We start from the raw sequence: 19,204 nt of genomic DNA, 5'->3' as shown, positions 1-19,204 counted from the left end.
CTCGGTTCCTTCGTGAAATGAGAGGTTTATCGTGATAAGCGCCTTATACTAACGCCGTGATCGCAGGTAACGAAAGCATGAGACAGGAAAAATGATAAAAAGTGCCATTTATCTTATCGGTATTTGTCTGATACTGACCGGCTGTCATTCGGAGCCTCCCTCCGACCGCCAGATCCCCCTCTCCAGTGTCGGCGCCGTGAGCGCGGATTTGAGCGCAGATGGCAAGCTGGCCCTGGTCACCAGCATCGAACAGGGCACCCTCGCCTGGGATCTGGAGCACGACAAGCAGTTATGGCGCTGGCGCCTGTCTGACAGCCCCAAGGAGCAGGTGTTTATCACGCGTTTCGGGCCGGGCGACAGCCATGCCGTGATAGCGAGCCTGGACACCTTTGCCATCTGGCGACTGGATAATGGTCAGGCAGAAGGCTACTACTCCCTGCCCGAATCCAGGCTGCGCGACATCGCCATCTCGAGCGATGGTCGTGATGTGCTGGTCGGGCGCGAAGATGGCAAAGCGGAATGGATTGATACCCGCACCGGCCGGCGCTTGCAGTTTCTTGGTCATACCGAGCAGGTCAACAGCGTGGACCTCTCCCCCAACGGCCGCTACGCCCTGACCGGTGGCAATGACTACAGCGCCTACCTGTGGGATACCCAAAGCGGCCAAGTGCTGCATCGCTTCAACCATGAGGGACGAGTGGTGATGGTACGGCTCGACGAGTCCGGTCGCTATGCCTTCACCGCCGACAGTCGCAGCGGTCGCATCTGGGATCTGGTCAGCGGCAAGGAGTTGAGCCGGCTCGACAAACAGGCCCGTTTCGAGGTTTACACCAGCGCCCGCTTCGTCAATCAGGGGCAATGGCTGGTCACCGGGGCCCCGTCGCGCAAGCTGACCCTGTGGCAGGTAAAGGATGGCAAGGCGCTGGCAAACTGGGCGGTGGCCCCTCGTCCCGGGGTCAAACCACCGAGCGCAGTGGTGTACGCCGCCGCTTTGCGCGACAATGACCACCTCGTCAGTGCCAGCTCCAGCGGCCTGGCAGAAATCTGGACCATCAAGTGAGGACCCAAGGCCCATGAGCCAGCAAGAACGCGAACGCATCGAACTCCTGGAAACCCGTCTCGCCTATGCCGAGTACACCATAGAGCAGCTCAATGACGAGGTGACGACCCAGGGCCGCGAACTCGACAGGCTCAAGCATCAGATCCAGTTGTTGATCGACAAGCTGCAAGGGGTGGAGCCGAGCCAGATCGCCAGCATGGCCGAAGAGAGCCCCCCTCCCCATTACTGAGTCGCCGCAGACAATGGATCGCCCATAAAAAAACCCGCGCCAGGCGCGGGTTTTTTACGAGAGAAGGCAGGGGATCAGTGTTGATGATCCTGGCTGCCGCAGCTGCCGCCACCGCAGCAACCGCTCTTCTCTTCGGCTGCATCATGGCTGTGAGCATGATGACCGCCGCCACAGCAACCGCCGCCGTGGTCGTGATCATGGTCGTGGCCGTGATCATGACCATGGTCATGACCGCAACCACCGGCACCGTGCACATGGCCGTGGGCCAGCTCTTCGGCGGTGGCGGCACGCACGTCCTTCACTTCCACCTTGAAGGCCAGGGTCACACCGGCCAGGGGATGGTTGCCATCAACCTTGACGAAGCTCTCGGATACCTCGACCACGGTCACGGGACGGTGACCATCGTCAGTCTCTGCCACAAAAGTATCCCCTTCGGACACTTCCATGCCATCGAACAGTTCGCCCGGCACTTCTTGTACCAGGGTCTCGTCAAATTCACCGTAAGCCTGGGCCGGGGCCAGGGTCACTTCGAAGGCATCGCCCACACTGCGACCTTCCAGCTCGGCTTCCAGGCCGGAGACCAGGTAGCGAGTGCCGTGCAGATAGATCAGCGGCTCTTTGCCGACTGTGGTGTCGATGACTTCACCGTGCTCGTCGGTGACCGTGTATTCCAGCGTGACTACGCTCAGGGGAGCTACTTTCATGTCAGTGATCCTGCGAATAGAGAGAAAAAACCGGCTCAGAATACCCTAAAAAGCAGGGCAAGCATATGGTGAGCGCCACTGAGGGGTCAGGAGACTCCGCCCTTATTCCGGCCGGAATACCCCTATGACCTGCTCAGCCTGACGGCCCGCCTCGGTCACGGCTGCCTGGGTCTGCACCTGGGTATCACCGCACTCGACACAGGTCACCTTCTCGACTCCATGCTCCATATACAGCATCATGGTGTCAATTTTGCCGCACGCCGGGCATTTGGCCCCGGCAATAAAGCGTTTTTTACGTCTGGTTTCCATTTTTGTTACCTCCAGGCAGCATCATATCAGGATTTACCCATGCATCACGCCATCGAATGCCAGCATTTTTCTCCCCGCTATCTGCAGGTCGGTGCCCGCAAACGCGCACCCCAGGGTCAATTGCTGCACCTGATCAAGGGCGTTGCGTTGCTGCGTCTCGGCCAACATGAGCTGCTGATCCCCGCTGGCAGCAGCTTCTGGCTGCCCGCCGATGCCCTGGCCGCGTTTACCCCTCTGGCGGGCTGCGAGTACGCCCTGTTGAGCTGCTCCATGCGCCTGTCCCAACCGGGCCAGTCCGGTTGGCTGACCCCTTCCCCCCTGCTCGGCGCCTTGCTGGCCTCCCTGCACCACTGGGATCGCCCCCGTGATTGGCAAGGCTCCTATGGCGAGCGGCTGCGGGTGATCCACGATGAGTTGCAACACAGCCAGCTCGTCCCCCAGGCCCATGGCGCCTTGCAACAGGCCTGGCAGAACCTGGCCAGCGGCAAGGAAGAGGCGCAGGCCAGCTGGAACCGCATCGGGGGGCAGTGGCTCGATGGCGCCGCACTCGCCAGTCAATGGCGTCTGGTGCAGGCGCTGCGCCTGCTCAAGGGGGGGAGCAAACAGGCCGCCCTCGAGGCCAAGCTCCACTATAAAGAGGGGGAACTGGGTCAAGCTTGCCATGAGTGGCTTGGCTGCCCCCTGGCCGAGGCGCCAGGCCGCTAATCCGGCGCCAGCATCTCGGACCCCAGATCCAATGCCTTCCCTCGGCTCGAGGGAAGACTACAGATTTCCCCCTGGCGGTCGCTAACAGAACAGAACCTAGGCATGCTAGTGAATCAGAGCCCGCTCGCTTAGCCCCTCTTCTCTCGAACACAGGATTTTTGCCATGAAAAGCAAGGCCAACCAATCTCAGGGAATGTTGCTGTTTCACCTCGCCGCGCGCCAGTCGTTTGCCATCGGTACCCTCAAGGTGAAGGAGATAGTGCCCTATACCCGATTGACTGCCCTGCCTCACTCACATCCGACCGTGCTCGGCGCCGCCAACATGCGTGGCACCACCATCCCCGTCATCGACATGGCCATGGCGGTGGGCTATCGGCGGATCAGCGACGAGGAGATGGCAAGCTGCTTCATCATCATCACCGACTGCCGCCGCACCCTGGTCGGTTTTCTGGTGCGCGGCATCGACAAGATAACCGAATGCAACTGGCGCGACATAGCGTCGCCGCCCCCGGCCCTTGGCAGCAATGTATTCGTCACCGGGGTGACCCGGGTCAATGATCAGCTGGTCCAGCTGCTGGACGTGGAACTGATCCTGTCGCGGGTCTACCCGGACGATCCCAGCCATCTCTATCCGGTGCTGACCGATGTGCAGCGGGAGCGCATCAAACCGATGCGGATCCTGCTGGTCGATGACTCCTCCGTGGCGCGCAAGCAGCTGACCGCCGCCCTAGACTACATCAACATCCCCTACGAGGTATGCACCAACGGCAAAGATGCCCTGGCACTGATGCAGGACAGGGCCAGCAAGGGGACGCCCATCGACATACTGGTGAGTGACATAGAGATGCCGGGACTGGATGGCTACGAGCTGGCATTCGAGGCCCAGAGCGATGCGCGCCTGGCCGGTGCCTACATCATATTGCACACATCTCTGTCGAGTGAGATCAGCGTCGAGCGCGCTCATCAGGTCGGTGCCCACGAGGCACTCACCAAGTTCGAGGCCAATGAGCTGATCCAGGCTATGTTACGCGGTGCCGAGCACCATGACAGCCTGGTCAGCTAAACGCCATCTGATGATACTCACCGAGAGCCCAGCCCCCACCGGGGCGGATCCAGAGGATCATGGTTACGTGGCGCCGAGCACCATGACAGCCTGGTCAGCTAAACGACATCTGATGATACTCACCGAGAGCCCAGCCCCCACCGGAGCGGATCCAGAGGATCATGGTTACGCGGTGCCGAGCACCATGACAGCCTGGTCAGCTAAACGCCATCTGATGATACTCACCGAGAGCCCAACCCTCACCGGTGCGGATCCAGAAGATCATGGTTACGCGGTGCCGAGCACCATGACAGCCTGGTCAGCTGATCTGGATCGGGAGCCCATATGCTGACCGAGAGTCTTTTCCGCGCCCCCTGGTGGGCCCGCAATCCCCACCTGCAGACCATATTGCCCAAGTGGTTGCGCCGCAAGCCAGTCCGCTATGTGGCCGAGCGCTTCGAACTGCCGGATGGGGATTTTGTCGATCTGGCCTGGAGCGGCCCGATCAGCCCAGATAACCGGCCACTGCTGGTACTGTTTCATGGTCTGGAGGGCAGTGTGGAGTCCCACTATGCCCGCGGCATGCTGCAACACTTGCAGCAACGGCGGGAAGAGGCGGTGCTGATGCACTTTCGCGGCTGCAGTGGTGAACCCAATCGCCTGCTGAGTGCCTATCACTCCGGGGCCATCGAGGATGCACTGGCACTGCTCGCCGAACTGGCCCGCCGCTTTCCTGGCAAGCCCCTGCTGGCGGTAGGCTACTCCCTGGGCGGCAACATGCTGGTCAATCTGCTGGCCCGTGCCTGTCCGCCCGCCCTCAAGGCGGCGGCGGTGGTCTCGGCGCCGATGCGACTCGACGCCTGCGCACACAGGGTCAATCAAGGGTTCTCCAAGCTGTATCAGCGCTACCTGCTCGGCACCATGCGCGCACATTTGTTGAGCAAGCTGGCGGTTCACCCTCAGGCAGCGGCGCACTTTCGGGCCGGAGATATCAAGGGTATCCGCACCCTCTACCAGTTCGACCAGCAGGTCACGGCACCACTCCATGGCTTCGAGAGTGCGGATCACTACTACCAGTGCTGCTCGGGTCTGCCGCTACTGGGCCAGATTGCGGTGCCGACCCTGATCCTCCATGCCGCCGACGATCCCTTCATGACCCATGAGGTGATCCCGCAAGCCGAGCATCTCTCTCCCTCGGTACAATATGAATTGAGCCAGCAGGGCGGCCATGTCGGATTCGTCTATGGCTCCCCCTGGCGACCCCGTTTCTGGCTGGAGGAGCGCATCAGCCAGTGGCTGGGGGAACAAGGTTACGGCGCAACCGAGTAACCGTCACGCCCCTGCTCCTTGACCCGATAGAGCGCGTCATCGGCCCGTTCGAGCAACATAGACAGCGTCTCGCCCTGTCGCCATTGAGCGATCCCCTGGCTCAGGGTGAGATGATCCGCAACCTCTGACCCCTCATGCCGCAAGGCACGCTCGGCCAAGGTGCTGCGAATGCGCTTGGCGACCTGCTCTGCGCCTGCCAATCCCGTCTCCGGCAGCAAGACAACGAACTCCTCACCGCCATAGCGCGCCACCAGATCCCCGGGCTCACGCACACTCTGCGTCAGACATTCGGCAATCAGGATCAGGCTCGCATCCCCCGCTTGATGACCGTAGCCATCGTTGTAACGTTTGAAGAAGTCCACATCGAGCAGGATCAGCGATAACTGGCTACCCGCGTCGCCATTGGTCAGGGTCTGCTCTCCCTCCTGATCGAAATAGCGACGATTGGCAAGCCCGGTCAGCGGGTCCTGATGCGCCAGCGCATCGAGCTGATTGACCATCAACAGCTGTTCATATTCACGATTAACCGCCAGCACGAACCAGCTAAGCAGCATGCGCCGCCCCGACTCCAACAAGATAAGCAGGATCAGCATGCCGGCCCCGAAGAGCCAGGGAAATGACACCGCGTTGATCACTACATGGCTAGTCAGGCTCGTCAGAATAGGCAGGCAGAAACCGTACAGGACCTGGCTCATGGGATAAAACGAAATGAGTCCAACCAGCAGCAGGGTGGTCGCTACGGCAGGCTCCATGACTCCTCTGCCGGGCAGCGCTGTCTTGAGCAAGGCATAGATGGCACTGGCCCAGAGGCATCCCCATAGCAGCGCCAGAATGAAGACCGCCTTGCGCCAGCGTGTCAGCGGCCATCGGTCCAGCCAATACCAGAGCAGCGGTTGCAGGATCAGTACCAGCACCAGCACCAGCACCAGCACCAGCAGTTCGACATGGATGAACTGCCAAGGCAGAGCTCCCTCTCCCACCAAAGGGGCATCGTGCATCGCCTTGACATGAAACCACATGAAGGCGGCGAGCATCAGCTGTATGCCCCAGGCCCAGTGGGCCCCTTTGAGCAGCGCCTGGCGAGTCGCTTGCGCGAGCAAACGTTGCAACTTCGGCGATTGACGCCGATTTGATAATGAGGTCATTGCTCTCCCGGAGAAAGAAAAACAGTTTGCAGCGAAGGCGCCCTGATCGACAATGGTGCATCCGCATTTAAGGGCACACCCTATGATCATTCCTTGGCAATCCTTGGAGTTCGACACCCTGCAACGATTAATCGAACAGTTCGTATTGATGGAGGGTACCGATTATGGTGAGCAAGAGTCCAGCTTGGCCGACAAGGTCGCCACCGTGCTGGCGCAGTTACGCCAGGGCAGCGCGGTGATAGTGTACAGTGAGCTGCACGAGAGCGTGAACATAGTACCGACCGATCGATTCGACTCATCCAAGGCTGAGATGCCCTAGGGCAAGCGCCCACCTGCCGTACCCGTTCGGCTCATTCTCATGGACAAACCCTCTTCATTGCAGGGACAACAGCAAGGAAACAGACGCTTATGTCGGCCAAGCATCCCATCATAGCGGTCACCGGTTCCTCCGGCGCCGGTACCTCCACCTCCACCAATGCCTTTCGCTCCATGTTTCATCAACTCGGCTATCAGGCGGCGGTGATCGAGGGAGACAGCTTTCATCGCTACACCCGCCCCGAGATGGACGTCGCCATCCGCAAGGCCCGCGAACAGGGCCGCCATATCAGTTACTTCGGACCCGAGGCAAACGACTTCGCCCTGCTCGAATCCTTCTTCCAGCAATATGGCCAGGATGGCAGCGGCCAGTATCGACGCTATCTGCACTCCTTCGACGAGGCGGTGCCCTTCAATCAGATGCCGGGCACCTTTACCCCTTGGCAGGATGTCGCCAGCGAAACGGATCTGATGTTTTACGAAGGCTTGCATGGGGGGGTTGTCACCGAGGATCACAATGTGGCTCGCCATGTCGACTTCCTGATAGGGGTGGTGCCCATCGTCAACCTGGAGTGGATCCAGAAGCTCATTCGTGACACCTCGGAGCGCGGTCACTCCCGGGAGGCGGTGGCCGACTCCATCGTCCGCTCCATGGATGACTATATCAACTTCATCACTCCCCAGTTCTCGCGCACCCATATCAACTTCCAGCGGGTACCGACCGTCGACACCTCAAATCCCTTCAGTGCCAAGATCATACCTAGCCTGGATGAGAGTATGCTGGTGATCCGTTTTCGCGGTATCAAGAACGTCGACTTCCCCTACTTGCTGTCGATGATCGATGGCGCCTTCATGTCGCGCATGAACACCATAGTGGTGCCAGGGGGAAAGATGGGCTTCGCTATGGAGCTGATCTTGCGCCCCCTCATCCAACAACTGATCGAAACCGGAAAAATCACCTGAGAGTGAGGAGCAAACTATGCAGACAGCCCTGAAAAAACTATCCGCACTCATGCTGTTTGGGCTGCTCGGCGGCTGCAGCAGCGGCCACCAGGCTCCCGTGGTCGACATGGGCACACAGGTGATCCGCCCGGCCAGCCACTGGCCTTTCCCGGCCCAGCCACGCTACGCCCTGGCCGAGCAGTATCAATATGCGGGAGCCAGCACCGAAGGCTGGCTCGAGCCGATACAGCAGGCGGTGAGCCAGCATCTGGATGCCAAGGGCTGGCGCAGCGCCCCTCTGGATGAAGCGGATGTCTGGGTCGCCATCGGCGTCGCCGGTGCCCAGGATATCAGCGATGATGAGTTGTTCACTCGCCTCGGCATGAATCCTGGCGTACAAGCCAAGGCAGGAGAGCGCAAAGGAACCCTCGCCATCATCTTGCTGGACAGAGCCCATCAGCAGGCGGTCTGGAGCAGCGTTATCCAGCTGACCACTGACAGCGCCATTCCCGCGTCCGATCGGGCCGCATTCAGCCAGGATCTGGCCGCCAAGATGCTGGACAAGCTCCCCTGAGCCTTGGTTCAGAACCCCCCATAAAGAGAGAGGCCTGCAGGATGCAGGCCTCTCTCTTTGCTGACGCCAACGGCTATTTCAGCGTGCAGTTCATCAGGGTGACCCCTTTCTGGGTCAGGGTCAGCTGGTCGCCTTGAGTCCAGAACATGGTCACGCCATCGGAGTAACGAGCGCTATCTTTCTCGGACTCGACGCGATCCAATTTCTGATACACCCCGTTCAAGGGAAACTGCACCATGTCGGCCTGGGGATCATAGGTCACCGCCAACATCTCTTCACCACACTGGTACTGATTGTATTGATACTGGGTCGGCTGCGGTGAGCTACAGGCGGCCAGCCCCAGCAGGGGGATCAGAGCGACTAGTTTCTTCATTGCACTTTCCTTATGTGATGACGAGCGAAGCTGGGGTTCAGGCCTCAATGATTTGATAACTATGGGTAATTTCGACCGCTTTTTCCAGCATTAGGGAAACTGAACAGTACTTCTCCATGGAGAGGTCAACGGCGCGGGCCACCTGCTTTTCAACCAGCCCTTTACCGGTCACGACGAAGTTCAAGTGAATCTTCTCAAACACCCGTGGCACAGTATCGACCCGTTCACCGGATAACTCCACATGGCAGGCCGTCACGCTCTGACGTGCCTTCTCCAGAATGGAAACCACGTCGATGGAGCTGCAGCCACCAACCGCCAGCAGGATCAGCTCCATCGGGCTGGCCCCTTCTCCCGGGTTGGCGCCGTCCAGGATCACCTGATGGCCAGACTCACTCTGCCCCACAAATTTCATGCCTTCAACCCAGCTGACCTTGGCTTTCATCTTCACTCACCTCATGCATCTATATTGGTGTCCGGGCGGACGCGATGCCATAGCATACCTCAGCCGAGCTCCCGACTGCATCTGCCGTCCGCCCGCCAACACGCCGGGACACCATGGCAGCCAAGGCGCCTTGCGAAAAAGCGCCACGAGAGCAGGCTCATATCGCCGTGGCCACTCTCTTCTCCTTGATTGCCCCTTGGGGCACCGAGAACCTGTGGCTAACCGGATCAAAATCAACGTTTACGGCATTTATCTTCCCTAGAATGCCTGTCCAGTGCAGTAGCTGGCGTCCAAAGGAGGCCCTAAGCCTTGTCAGCACAGACAAAGGCTCTTATCCTACTGCCACTGACACAAGGAAGGGCAAGACTGGCAACTTGTCTGGACGCATAACGTCCCGTAAAGACACTACAGAGGAAATCTCATGGTCATTGGCAAACCGCAAAGCGATCCCACCCTGGAATGGTTCTTGTCGCACTGCCACATTCATAAGTATCCCGCCAAGAGCACCCTGATCCATGCGGGTGAAAAAGCGGAGACCCTGTATTACATCGTCAAGGGTACGGTGGCTGTCCTCATCAAGGACGATGAGGGGAAAGAGATGATCCTCTCCTATCTCAATCAGGGGGACTTCCTCGGCGAGATGGGCATGTTCGAAGAGAACGATAACCCGGAGCGCAGTGCCTGGGTCCGTGCCAAGGGTCCCTGTGAAGTCGCCGAGATCTCCTACAAGAAGTTTCGTCAGCTGATCCAGGTCAACCCCGAGATCCTGATGCGCCTCTCCGGCCAGATGGCGCTGCGTTTGCAGCACACCAGCCAGAAAGTAGGTAACCTGGCCTTCCTGGATGTCACAGGCCGGATCGCTCAGACCCTGCTCAACTTGGCCAAACAGCCAGATGCCATGACTCACCCGGATGGCATGCAGATCAAGATCACCCGTCAGGAGATAGGCCAGATCGTCGGCTGCTCCCGTGAAACCGTCGGCCGCATTCTCAAGATGCTGGAAGAGCAAGAGCTCATCTCCGCCCACGGCAAGACCATAGTGGTGTTTGGTACCCGCTGATCGCGGCATCCTCACCCAAGACAAAGGCTGCCCAGGCAGCCTTTTTCGATCCCGGTCCGGTCAAGAACATGCAGCGCCAAGATAAAATGCATCGAGGCCGCCCTTTTCGGCGCAATCCCCCTATAATGCCCCCCTATCAGCAGTCTCAGCATCAGGCTCGGCCTGCAAGTACTCTAGATCCGAAGCGAGAATCCCATGCACCTGCAATGTCCCCGCTGCCGCAGCCCACTGCACCTTCATCAGGCCTCCAACGGTCGCTACTGCGATAACAAGCACCACTTCGACCCGGAACCTGAAGGCTATCTGGACCTCATCCCGGGCAAGAAAAACCCCAAGGATAGCGACAGCCGCATGTTGATGCGTGCCAAGCGCAACTTCCTGGAACAGGGCCACATGCAGCCCCTGGTCGAGGCCATGGCCACCCTGCTCGCCCCCCTGGGTGAGCGTGAGCTTATCCACCTCGGTTGCGGCGAAGGCTACTACTGCCGAGCCCTGGCCGAGCGTCTGCCTGGCTGGCGCTTCGCTGGCGTCGATCTGGCCAAGAATGCCATCTTCGCTGCCAGCAAGGCGCAGCCTGAGGCCAGCTTCATCATCGCCGATCCGGCCCGGGCCCCGCTGCAATTGGGCCAAGCCGAGCTGCTGCTGGTCAACGACCTCAAGGTCAAGACGGAGCAGCTGTGCGACTGGTTGGCACCGGGTGGCTATCTGCTTCATCTGCAGCCCGGCCCACGCCACCAGTGGCAACTGAGGGTCAGCCTCAATCCGGTCAGCATGGAGCACCCCCTGAGCTGGCCGACCCTGACCGGTCTGAACCAGGTCGCGCAGCAGCGCAGCCAGTTCTCCCTGACCCTGGATCAGAGCCTGCGCAGCTTCGTGCTCGAGACCAGCCGTCTCGGCTGGCGTGCCGATGCCGAGCAGCGTCATCTGTTCACTCAGCAAGGTCCGGATGAATTGGAACAGGATCTGCTGCTGAGCCTGTGGCAAAAGCCGCTCTGAGCAACGGTCCGGGTGCATGGACAAGGTAAATAACAGAGGCCCAGCAGGGCCTCTGTTATTTCAAGGATGATGGCGACGCCCTGGCTGCCAGCAGGCCCCGCCAGGGGCAAGGTATCACGCCTTGACTGCGGGTAATGCGCAGCCCTGCGTTACCTGATGCCATGCCCCCTCACCCAGCCACCGGGATCCGTTGTCACGGGCGACCGGCAACCTCCGCATATAATCCGCACATAAAAAGAGGGGCGCCATGGCGCCCCTCTCCGACTTGTTACTCTTGGCAACTGATCAAGGACAACTAGCCGCCCCCATATCTTGCCAGACCACGGCAACACCTGGCTCCTCTCCTTTGGTCCAGTACTGGGCCTTCCAGCTGTGGCCCTGATGGGTGGTGAGATCGCCAGCATTGTAGGCAACGGCGGCATCCCACCCGAGCTGTACCTGGCTGACCAGTTTCCACTGATCGGCACTGCGGCTCGGCTCGTTACCTTGAGTCCAGTACTTGGCCTGCCAGACCAGGCTGTTATGGCTCACCTTGGCGTTGCCGTTATAGGCGACACTGGCCTGCCAGGCCGGCCAGTTGGCGGCATCCGGATCCGTGCTGCCGCACTCGCCGCCACCGCTCACCGGCTTGACGGTGAGGCGGGTACTGGCCTGGGCATCCAGGGCGCCATCCGTGACGGTCACGCTCAGGTCATAGCCGGTCGCGGCATCGACCGCCGGGCCAGTCACCACTAACGTGGCGCTATTCTGGCCCGTAACGGTCAGGCCGGCTGGCACTGTCCACTGGTAGCTCAGGGTATCACCATTGGGATCGCTGGCCTGGGCCTGGATGCTCACCTGCTTGCCGGACTCGACACTGGCAGTGGCAGGCAGGGTCACGGTGGGGGCCAGATTGGGCTGGGGTGCCTTATTGGTCACCACGGTTTGATCCTTGGCCTTGAGTCCATCGGCATCGGTCACTGTCAGTTCGAACACCAGGTTGACGTCCTGGGTCACCCCATCGAGGTTGAAGCTGGCTTGCGCCTGATTAGCCCCAGCCAACTGAACCGCCGGACCTGATACCTGTACCCAGGCGTAACCGATGGCCGAACCTTCAGGATCCCGGGAAGCCGAACCGTCCAGAGTCACGCTCGCCGGGCCTGTTACGCCAAGATCCTTGCCCGCGTTGGCAATGGGCGGCTTGTTGGCTGGCGGTGTGCCGCTACCATTGCCCAATCCCTCATGCATGGCGTTGAGGATGTCACCATTATCCGAGTCGATCTCCCACGCAAACAGACCGCCGAGCTGGTTCGCCAGCACATACTGCCCCTTGGCCTTGACCGAGCGATCGTTGTCAAAGGTGATGAGATCCCCGGTGCTGGCCTTGAACACATAGGGCGCCTCCGCCACCTCGTCATAACCCTGCTCCCAACCGGCGCCCATGTAGTCATTGACGATCTGGCGATAATCCACCACACCGTTTTCCCAGGTGCCCTTGACCGGGCCTGTGGCAGTGCCGGTGAAGGGGTTGCCAGCCTGATAGCCACTCACCCCTGTCCAGCCGCGACCATACATGGCCGCACCGACCACTATCTTGCCCGGGGTCACGCCCTGGCCAAGCAGCGCTTTGACTCCCTTGTCGGTGGTGTACTTGGTGTTGGCATCCCAGCTGGCTTCAAACAGGTTGGTCTGATGACCCAGCTCGGTATTGGTCCAGGCGCCGTTGAAGTCGTAACTCATCAGGAAGATGTGGTCCATGTACTGCTGGGCCGCCTGATAATCGACCTTGGCAATCTTGTCGCCGCCGGCACTGATCGCCGAGGTCAGCTCGTACTGGCGGCCCGTGCTGGCCTCCAGCTCGTCGAGCATGGTGCGCAGCTCCTTCATCAGGGTCACATAAGTGGCACCGTCATTGGGGCCACCCAGGCTGGGGTTCGCGCCCTGACCACCCGGGAATTCCCAGTCGATATCCACCCCATCGAAGAACTTCCAGGTCTGCAGGAACTCTTTGACCGAGGCGACGAAGGTATCGCGCTTGGTTTTATCGCTGAGGAAGTAGAAGGGATCTGACAGGGTCCAGCCACCGACCGATGGCAGGATCTTGAGGTCGGGATGGGCCTGTTTGAGGGCCATCAAGTTACCGAAGTTGCCTTTATATGGCTCATCGAAATCCTTGAGGTTGCCCTGGGGCATCTGGATGGCAGCCCAGGGATCATGCATGGCCACCTTGAAATCGGCACGACCGGCGCAGGCCCGTTGCAACGCTTCAAAGCTGCCTTCGATCGCTTTGAGGCTGTCATTGATGCCGTTGCCGCCACAGATGGGGGTAAAGCCATAGAGGATATGGGTCAGATTCTGGGCGGGGACCTTGTCGACGGTGAACTTGCGACCATAGACGCCCCACTCCACGTAATAGGCACCAACCACTTTGCCGGACTTGTTGGTATAAGGCTTGTTGTTCTCTTGCAGCGGTGCGTTGAGCGGCAGCAGGTGGCTGCCATCGGTGTCGGCGACCACTATCTCTTTGGCATCGGAGCGGGTACAGCCATCGGCGTTGCAGAGCTCTATCTGCATCTGGTAGCGACCACCCTTGGTCACCTTGAAGTTGGCAGTGCCGGATGCGCCGGACGGGCCGCGCCACACCTCGACACCATCGAGCAGCACCTTGGCGGTCTGACCCACGTCACCAGACCAGAGGTTCCAGCTCACGCTGACCGGCGCCCCATCGGCATGGACGGTCACCAGCTTGTTGTAGGCGGTCGCAGCCTGATCCACTTCGACGATGGCGAACTTGGTTTCGCCCCAGCCGATGGTGGGTTTTCCCGGGGCGGCCGCATAGGCTGAGGAGGCAAATAGCCCGGCCACCATCAAGGCCAGCAAGGAGGGTTTTGGACTTAACATGTTGAATTTCCTTATTCGTTTATAATTTTGTCACGAAAAAGGCAACGCATGTCAGACAGGTACAGCAGACAACATCCCAGACTGGCTTGGCGTCCGGCTGGAAATACAATCCTGTGGTGACCCCGCTATCTTAGGTACGACAGACCCTTAGACCGGAAGTTTTGCGTCCCGGCCTTTCGACCGGTTTGCCCTTTGGCACAACTTGATTCGCGATAAAAATAATCGCCAAGGAAATATAAGGCCCAACTGGCCAGCAGGCAAACACCCCACGCGAGTCAGCCCCTGTCGCAGGGAGCCAAATAGCACAAAAAAGGGCCATTCATTGACATAAATGGCCCTTTTTGCAGAGAACCTCTGCCAAGTTGTTTACCCGCAAGCTGATGACTAATGTGTTAATTCGTGATCATCATCAAGTTTGCAGACACCGCTCATGCTGTTCATCAGCGCCCTGAGCTTGAGGGGCTTGACCGGTTTGCTGATGTAGCCATAACCATGCTCGCGGATCTGGGCCTGCAGTTCGCCTTTTCGATCCGCACTGATGATGATCCCCCCCACCCCGGTCCCCAGGGCGAGCCGCAGCATATGCAGCGCCTGCAACCCCGTCTTGCCATCGTCCAGATGGTAATCGGACAGCACCAGGTCTGGTTTGAAGCTCTCCACCAGCGTCAGGGCCTGAGCCAGGTCCTGAACGCACTGCACCTCACAACCCCAACGCCCCAGTAGCGAGGCCATGGCCACCAGTATCTCGGGTTCATTATCGAGACAGAGCACCCGCACCCCTGCCAGCTGGCTATCCCGCCGCGGCTCTGGGCTCTGGAGAGCCCGCTCCACCAGAGGACGGCTGGCCAGATTGAGGCTGATGGCAAACACCGAGCCTGCCCCTGGCCAACTGCGCAGCGTCAGTTGGTGCCCCAACACCTGCGAGATACCGCGCGCGATGGCCAAGCCCAGCCCCAATCCCTGCTCGCGGGTGGTGCGGGAGTGATCCAGACGCTGGAACTCTTCGAAGATGGCCTCCTGCTTGTCCTGGGGGATGCCGGGTCCGGTGTCCCACACCTCGATCCGCAACCGCTGGCCCTGACGGCGACAACCGAGCAATACCCGGCCACCGGGGTTGTAACGAAACGCATTGGTGAGGAAGTTTTGCAGCACACGCCGCAACAAGCGCACGTCGCTGTGTACCGCCAGCCTGGTATCGACCACGGCAAACTCTATCTCTCCTGCCTGGGCCAGCACCCCAAACTCGGCCTTGAGGTTGTCAAAGACATCCGCCAGGGCAAAGTCGAGTTTCTTGGCCTTGAACTTGCCCGCCTCCAACCGGGAGATATCGAGCAAGTCGGTGATGAGATCCTCGGTTGCCCCCAGGGCATCATCGATATGGCGGGCGAGCCGGGCGGGCTCCCCCTCATCGGGCAAGGTCTCTATCAAGGAGGAGGTAAACAGCTTGGCGGCATTGAGCGGCTGGGTCAGATCATGGCTCACCGCCGCCAGGAAGCGGCTCTTGGAGTGGTTAGCCCGCTCCACCTGCTCGTTGACGGTGCGCAGCTGGCTGTTGAGGGCCGAGAGCTCGCGGGTACGCTCGGCAACCCGCGCCTCCAGATGTTCATTGGCCTCACGCAGCACGCGCTCGGCATCGCGAAAGGGGGTGATGTCGGCGAATGTCATGACGAAGCCGCCACCGGGCATGGGGTTGCCTTGCAGCTCGATGACCCGGCCATCCGGGCGCTCCCGGGAAGAGAGATGGGCGCTGCCGCGCTTCATGAATCCGACCCGCCGTGCCACATGGGCCTCGACCTCTCCCTGGCCGCACAACCCCTTGACGGCGTTATGGCGGATAATCTCCTCGATGGGGCGCCCCACCTGGATAAGCCCCGCCGGATACTGGAACAGCTCGATGTAACGCTGGTTCCAGGCGACCAGCCGCAGCTCCCTGTCCACCACCGAAATACCCAGCCCTATGTGTTCGATCGCCCCCTGCAACAGACCACGGTTGAAGCGCAGCACGTCCGAGGCCTCGTCCACTATGGTGGCTATCTCCTCGAGCTGCATATTGCGCCCCTGCAGGGCAGAGGCGAGCACCAGCCGCGCCGACGAGGTGCCAAACACCCCGGCCAGCAGCCGCTCCGTGTGCGCAATCAGCGCTGCGCTGGCCTGCATGTGCGGCGCCAGGGTGCCACCGGATTCACCGGCGAAGCGACCGAAGGATCGCTTGACCCGGCTCGGGCCGACGAAGCGGGCCGCCAGCATCTCCAGCTCCTTGACGCTCACCTTGGCCTGATAAAGGGCCGCGGTATCCCGGCTGGGCTGGCCGACGAAATTCGCCGCCTGCAACCGCTCGCTCACCGCAGCCCGGGTCAGCAGGGAGCCCGCCACGTAGCCGAGCAGGTTGAGCACCAGGCTGAGAAAGAGGCACCAGGCCCCCAGGCTCAATTCACGAAATGCGGGCCAGTCGGGGGGGGCCAGCATGGCCTCCAGCGGCGAGCCCGCCAGCAGGCCGCTCTCGGCCAGCAGAGTGATGAACCAGAGGCTGATCCCAAGCCCCAGGCCGAGATAGACTCCCTTGCGGTTGCCATGGCGCCAATAGAGGCCTAGCAACAGCGCCGGGGCAAACTGGGCCACGGCGCCAAATGAGAGGTAACCGATGCGCGACAGGCTGGTGAGATCGCCGAGCCACAGATAGAGCGCCCAGGCCGCCAGCAGGATCAGCAAGATGGCGCCACGCCGTACCTGCAGCAGCAGATGCACCAGCCGTTCATCCCGCCCCTCTTGCCAGAAGCGGCGCAGCAGCACAGGCAATACCAGATCGTTGCTGACCATGATGGCCAGGGCGATGGTGGAGACGATGACCATGCCGGTCGCGGCCGAGGTGCCGCCAAGGAAGGCCAGCATGGCCATCCCCTGATTGCCCAGCGCCATGGGCAGGCTGATCACATAGGTATCCGAGGCCATCTCGGCGCCGACCCACTGCTTGCCCGCCAACGCCAGAGGCCAGATGAAGAGCCCCATCAGGAACAGATACGCGGGGAACAACCAGCGAGCCCAGTGCAGATCCTGGCCCTGATTGTTCTCCACCACAGTCACATGGAACTGGCGCGGCAGGCAGATCACCGCACACATGGTCAGCAGGGTATAGATGGCGAGTTCGAGCAGGTTGCCCGGGCTGACATCGACCACAGAGGCAAAGAACGCCTGGGTAACCAGGTCCCGGCTCTCGTTGGATTGTCCCAGGATGAGCCAGAGCGCAAAGCCCCCCACCACCATAAAGGCCAGCAGCTTGACCACAGACTCGAAGGCGATGGCCACCACCATGCCCCTGTGGTGTTCGGTCGCATCCAGGTTGCGGGTGCCAAACAGAATGCTGAACAGGGCCAGCAGCAGGGTGACCCCCAGGGCCAGCTGACCGGTGTTGCCTGAGCTGCCGACCAGGGTATCCCCCGCCATCAGCAGATCCAGCCCGGTCACTATGGCCTTGAGCTGCAATACCAGATAAGGCAGCACGCCTATGATGGCCACCAGACTGATCAGCATGGCGAGGCGCTGGGACTTGCCGTAGCGGGCGGCGATAAAGTCGGCGATGGAGGTGATGTGCTCACGCTTGGCGACCAGAATGAGTCGGGCCAGCAGCCGCCAGCCAAACAGGAACACCAGCATGGGGCCGAGGTAGATGGGCAAGGGCGACCAGGGGGACTCACTCGCCTGACCGACGGTGCCAAAGAAGGTCCAGGAGGTGCAATAAACCGCCAGCGACAGGCTGTAGAGCAGGGGTTGGCCCTTGAGGCGGCGGCGCTTGTTTTTGTCCGCCACGAAGGCTATCAGAAACAGCAGCCCCAGATAGGCGAGGGACAAACCGATGAGCAACCATCCTTGGTGCATTGCTAACTCCTTGTCATCAATAGGGTTTTATCAGGGAGCAACCTATGCCGCCCTCATGGAGATGAATCAAATTCAGGTCCGTTGCGAGCGGTCCGGTTTCAGCCGCAATACGAAGACAGGTAGCACCACCAGGGCCATGATGAAGAAGATGCCACCGCCCAGCGGTTCAAACAGCAGGCCAGATAAGGTCATCAGGGTCGCCACAGTGATCCCGAGGGAGAGGGCGGCGTAGAGCGCCTGGGTAGGGATCAGCTGTTCCGGCGCCAGATCCTTGGTCATGAAGCGCACCGCGCCCAGGTGACTGATGCAGAAGCTCACCCCGTGCAGCAACTGGGCAAACAGCAGGACGCCAAACTCTGTGGTAGCCCCGAGCAGACTCCAGCGCAGCAGACAACCGATGGCGCCAATCAGGAACAGGCGCTGGGCGCCAAAGCGGCTGAAATAGCGCTTGTCCGCGGCAAACATGGCAATCTCGGCCACCACGCCCAGGGCCCATAAGTAGCCAATGGTGGAGCCACTGTAGCCCGCCGCCTTCCAGTGGATGGCGCTAAAGCCGTAATAAGCGGCATGGCTACCTTGCAACAAGGCCGTCACCAGCAAGAAGCGGCGCACGGTGGCGCTCTTGAGGGTATCACGCAGGGAGGCGTGGGCTCGCTCCCCCTGCACATCCTGAGGGGCTGGTCTGAGCGGCAACCAGCTGAGCAGCAACATGATCCCCAATCCCAGCACCATGATGTGCAGCACCCACTGGCTACCCCAATCGGTGATGAGGACCCCGACCAGGGTAGAGGCCAGAATGAAGGCGGCCGAGCCGCACAGTCGCACCTTGCCATAATCGAGCTGGGTCTGCAGCACCATGCGGGTGGCCAGCGCCTCTCCCATGGGCATCAGGGTCGGATAGATAAAATTGGCCACCAGGGTCAATGCCACCAGCCACCAGAGTTGATGACTGACATAGAAACCGAGGAAGGCGAGCAGGGAGAGCAGGCAGAGCAGTCGGGTGACCGGCAGCAGCTGGGCCGCCCCCTTGATGCGCCCCATCACCATCAGGTTGCCCGCAAAACGGATCGCCATGCCAGCCCCCAACAGCATGCCGATCGCCTCGGCGCTGACCCCGATCCCTTCCAGCCAGAGCGACCAGAACGGCAAATAGGCGCCGTAGACGAAATAAAAGGCACCAAAAAACAGGGCTAACCAGGAGAAAGCAGGCATAGGACCTCACAGGG

At 60.5% G+C, this 19,204-nt stretch carries 18 protein-coding genes and 1 riboswitch; of the genes, 10 read left to right on the top strand and 8 right to left on the bottom strand.

The annotated features are described in order from the left end of the window. The first annotated feature begins 91 nt into the window (after positions 1 to 91). Positions 92 to 1,060, top strand: a complete 969-nt coding sequence (locus tag BN1130_RS02970) for a WD40 repeat domain-containing protein (protein WP_042040214.1) — start codon at positions 92 to 94, stop codon at positions 1,058 to 1,060. A gap of 13 nt (positions 1,061 to 1,073) precedes the next feature. Continuing rightward, complete coding sequence (locus tag BN1130_RS02965) at positions 1,074 to 1,289, top strand: SlyX family protein (protein ID WP_042040213.1); 216 nt, start codon at positions 1,074 to 1,076, stop codon at positions 1,287 to 1,289. Positions 1,290 to 1,363: 74 nt separating this feature from the next. Here the strand turns inward: BN1130_RS02965 and BN1130_RS02960 are convergent, their stop codons facing one another. Further along, positions 1,364 to 1,993, bottom strand: coding sequence for an FKBP-type peptidyl-prolyl cis-trans isomerase (locus BN1130_RS02960; RefSeq protein WP_042040212.1), 630 nt, complete (start codon positions 1,991 to 1,993; stop codon positions 1,364 to 1,366). A 102-nt stretch (positions 1,994 to 2,095) separates the two neighbouring features. Next, positions 2,096 to 2,302, bottom strand: coding sequence for a YheV family putative zinc ribbon protein (locus BN1130_RS02955; RefSeq protein ID WP_042040211.1), 207 nt, complete (start codon positions 2,300 to 2,302; stop codon positions 2,096 to 2,098). A 39-nt stretch (positions 2,303 to 2,341) separates the two neighbouring features. On the opposite strand from BN1130_RS02955, the gene BN1130_RS02950 reads away from it, so the two are divergent. From BN1130_RS02950 to BN1130_RS02935, 3 genes are all read left to right on the top strand, one after another. After that, the gene (locus tag BN1130_RS02950) at positions 2,342 to 3,007 is read left to right on the top strand and encodes a hypothetical protein (protein ID WP_042040209.1); all 666 of its coding nucleotides are present in this window, start codon (positions 2,342 to 2,344) and stop codon (positions 3,005 to 3,007) included. Between the two features lie 163 nt (positions 3,008 to 3,170). Continuing rightward, entirely contained in the window at positions 3,171 to 4,070 is a 900-nt protein-coding gene (locus BN1130_RS02945; RefSeq protein WP_042040207.1) for a chemotaxis protein, read from the top strand. A 324-nt stretch (positions 4,071 to 4,394) separates the two neighbouring features. Beyond that, positions 4,395 to 5,378 carry a hydrolase gene (locus BN1130_RS02935; protein ID WP_042040205.1) on the top strand — a complete coding sequence of 328 codons (984 nt, stop codon included), beginning with the start codon at positions 4,395 to 4,397 and terminating at the stop codon, positions 5,376 to 5,378. On the opposite strand, the gene BN1130_RS02930 is transcribed toward BN1130_RS02935, so the two are convergent. After that, entirely contained in the window at positions 5,360 to 6,523 is a 1,164-nt protein-coding gene (locus BN1130_RS02930; RefSeq protein ID WP_042040203.1) for a GGDEF domain-containing protein, read from the bottom strand. The genes BN1130_RS02935 and BN1130_RS02930 overlap by 19 nt on opposite strands. A gap of 82 nt (positions 6,524 to 6,605) precedes the next feature. Here BN1130_RS02930 and BN1130_RS02925 point away from each other — a divergent pair, with 82 nt between their 5' ends. The 3 genes from BN1130_RS02925 to BN1130_RS02915 all read left to right on the top strand — a co-directional run bounded on the left by BN1130_RS02925 (position 6,606) and on the right by BN1130_RS02915 (position 8,354). After that, entirely contained in the window at positions 6,606 to 6,842 is a 237-nt protein-coding gene (locus tag BN1130_RS02925) for a YheU family protein (protein WP_042040202.1), read from the top strand. A gap of 89 nt (positions 6,843 to 6,931) precedes the next feature. Further along, the gene (locus BN1130_RS02920; protein ID WP_005896722.1) at positions 6,932 to 7,801 is read left to right on the top strand and encodes a phosphoribulokinase; all 870 of its coding nucleotides are present in this window, start codon (positions 6,932 to 6,934) and stop codon (positions 7,799 to 7,801) included. A 16-nt stretch (positions 7,802 to 7,817) separates the two neighbouring features. After that, positions 7,818 to 8,354 carry a DUF4136 domain-containing protein gene (locus tag BN1130_RS02915; RefSeq protein ID WP_042040201.1) on the top strand — a complete coding sequence of 179 codons (537 nt, stop codon included), beginning with the start codon at positions 7,818 to 7,820 and terminating at the stop codon, positions 8,352 to 8,354. A 73-nt stretch (positions 8,355 to 8,427) separates the two neighbouring features. Here the strand turns inward: BN1130_RS02915 and BN1130_RS02910 are convergent, their stop codons facing one another. Then, the gene (locus BN1130_RS02910; protein WP_042040200.1) at positions 8,428 to 8,727 is read right to left on the bottom strand and encodes an MliC family protein; all 300 of its coding nucleotides are present in this window, start codon (positions 8,725 to 8,727) and stop codon (positions 8,428 to 8,430) included. A 37-nt stretch (positions 8,728 to 8,764) separates the two neighbouring features. Beyond that, positions 8,765 to 9,169, bottom strand: coding sequence for an OsmC family protein (locus BN1130_RS02905; protein WP_042040199.1), 405 nt, complete (start codon positions 9,167 to 9,169; stop codon positions 8,765 to 8,767). Between the two features lie 421 nt (positions 9,170 to 9,590). On the opposite strand from BN1130_RS02905, the gene crp reads away from it, so the two are divergent. Both crp and BN1130_RS02895 read left to right on the top strand, forming a co-directional pair. Next, positions 9,591 to 10,229: a cAMP-activated global transcriptional regulator CRP gene (gene crp / locus BN1130_RS02900; RefSeq protein ID WP_005896734.1), complete on the top strand. Its 639-nt coding sequence runs from the start codon at positions 9,591 to 9,593 to the stop codon at positions 10,227 to 10,229. 195 nt (positions 10,230 to 10,424) lie between these two features. Then, complete coding sequence (locus BN1130_RS02895) at positions 10,425 to 11,225, top strand: putative RNA methyltransferase (RefSeq protein ID WP_042040197.1); 801 nt, start codon at positions 10,425 to 10,427, stop codon at positions 11,223 to 11,225. Positions 11,226 to 11,510: 285 nt separating this feature from the next. Here BN1130_RS02895 and BN1130_RS02890 read toward each other — a convergent pair whose 3' ends face one another. The 3 genes from BN1130_RS02890 to BN1130_RS02880 all read right to left on the bottom strand — a co-directional run bounded on the left by BN1130_RS02890 (position 11,511) and on the right by BN1130_RS02880 (position 19,190). After that, complete coding sequence (locus BN1130_RS02890) at positions 11,511 to 14,105, bottom strand: glycosyl hydrolase family 18 protein (protein ID WP_042040195.1); 2,595 nt, start codon at positions 14,103 to 14,105, stop codon at positions 11,511 to 11,513. 112 nt (positions 14,106 to 14,217) lie between these two features. Beyond that, positions 14,218 to 14,305: riboswitch (cyclic di-GMP riboswitch) on the bottom strand. Between the two features lie 184 nt (positions 14,306 to 14,489). Further along, positions 14,490 to 17,978 carry a hybrid sensor histidine kinase/response regulator gene (locus tag BN1130_RS02885; RefSeq protein WP_042040194.1) on the bottom strand — a complete coding sequence of 1,163 codons (3,489 nt, stop codon included), beginning with the start codon at positions 17,976 to 17,978 and terminating at the stop codon, positions 14,490 to 14,492. A gap of 72 nt (positions 17,979 to 18,050) precedes the next feature. After that, a complete protein-coding gene (locus tag BN1130_RS02880) occupies positions 18,051 to 19,190 on the bottom strand; it encodes a 3-phenylpropionate MFS transporter (protein WP_042040193.1) in 1,140 nt (379 codons plus the stop codon). Between the last annotated feature and the right edge of the window lie 14 nt (positions 19,191 to 19,204).

The sequence above is a fragment of the Aeromonas rivuli genome, assembly GCF_000820045.1.
In the GTDB taxonomy this organism is placed as follows: domain Bacteria; phylum Pseudomonadota; class Gammaproteobacteria; order Enterobacterales; family Aeromonadaceae; genus Aeromonas; species Aeromonas rivuli.
The sequence above is the reverse complement of the archived record's forward strand: the minus strand, read 5'-3'. Positions and strand labels throughout refer to the sequence as shown.

What these genes read in the sequence shown, in the direction of transcription:
- crp (WP_005896734.1), top strand. Translation starts at nt 9,591, where the DNA reads ATGGTCATTGGCAAACCGCAAAGCGATCCCACCCTGGAATGGTTCTTG.
- BN1130_RS02945 (WP_042040207.1), top strand. Translation starts at nt 3,171, where the DNA reads ATGAAAAGCAAGGCCAACCAATCTCAGGGAATGTTGCTGTTTCACCTC.
- BN1130_RS02965 (WP_042040213.1), top strand. Translation starts at nt 1,074, where the DNA reads ATGAGCCAGCAAGAACGCGAACGCATCGAACTCCTGGAAACCCGTCTC.
- BN1130_RS02905 (WP_042040199.1), bottom strand. Translation starts at nt 9,169, where the DNA reads ATGAAAGCCAAGGTCAGCTGGGTTGAAGGCATGAAATTTGTGGGGCAG.
- BN1130_RS02955 (WP_042040211.1), bottom strand. Translation starts at nt 2,302, where the DNA reads ATGGAAACCAGACGTAAAAAACGCTTTATTGCCGGGGCCAAATGCCCG.
- BN1130_RS02930 (WP_042040203.1), bottom strand. Translation starts at nt 6,523, where the DNA reads ATGACCTCATTATCAAATCGGCGTCAATCGCCGAAGTTGCAACGTTTG.
- BN1130_RS02935 (WP_042040205.1), top strand. Translation starts at nt 4,395, where the DNA reads ATGCTGACCGAGAGTCTTTTCCGCGCCCCCTGGTGGGCCCGCAATCCC.
- BN1130_RS02970 (WP_042040214.1), top strand. Translation starts at nt 92, where the DNA reads ATGATAAAAAGTGCCATTTATCTTATCGGTATTTGTCTGATACTGACC.
- BN1130_RS02960 (WP_042040212.1), bottom strand. Translation starts at nt 1,993, where the DNA reads ATGAAAGTAGCTCCCCTGAGCGTAGTCACGCTGGAATACACGGTCACC.
- BN1130_RS02920 (WP_005896722.1), top strand. Translation starts at nt 6,932, where the DNA reads ATGTCGGCCAAGCATCCCATCATAGCGGTCACCGGTTCCTCCGGCGCC.
- BN1130_RS02925 (WP_042040202.1), top strand. Translation starts at nt 6,606, where the DNA reads ATGATCATTCCTTGGCAATCCTTGGAGTTCGACACCCTGCAACGATTA.
- BN1130_RS02885 (WP_042040194.1), bottom strand. Translation starts at nt 17,978, where the DNA reads ATGCACCAAGGATGGTTGCTCATCGGTTTGTCCCTCGCCTATCTGGGG.
- BN1130_RS02880 (WP_042040193.1), bottom strand. Translation starts at nt 19,190, where the DNA reads ATGCCTGCTTTCTCCTGGTTAGCCCTGTTTTTTGGTGCCTTTTATTTC.
- BN1130_RS02950 (WP_042040209.1), top strand. Translation starts at nt 2,342, where the DNA reads ATGCATCACGCCATCGAATGCCAGCATTTTTCTCCCCGCTATCTGCAG.
- BN1130_RS02915 (WP_042040201.1), top strand. Translation starts at nt 7,818, where the DNA reads ATGCAGACAGCCCTGAAAAAACTATCCGCACTCATGCTGTTTGGGCTG.
- BN1130_RS02910 (WP_042040200.1), bottom strand. Translation starts at nt 8,727, where the DNA reads ATGAAGAAACTAGTCGCTCTGATCCCCCTGCTGGGGCTGGCCGCCTGT.
- BN1130_RS02895 (WP_042040197.1), top strand. Translation starts at nt 10,425, where the DNA reads ATGCACCTGCAATGTCCCCGCTGCCGCAGCCCACTGCACCTTCATCAG.
- BN1130_RS02890 (WP_042040195.1), bottom strand. Translation starts at nt 14,105, where the DNA reads ATGTTAAGTCCAAAACCCTCCTTGCTGGCCTTGATGGTGGCCGGGCTA.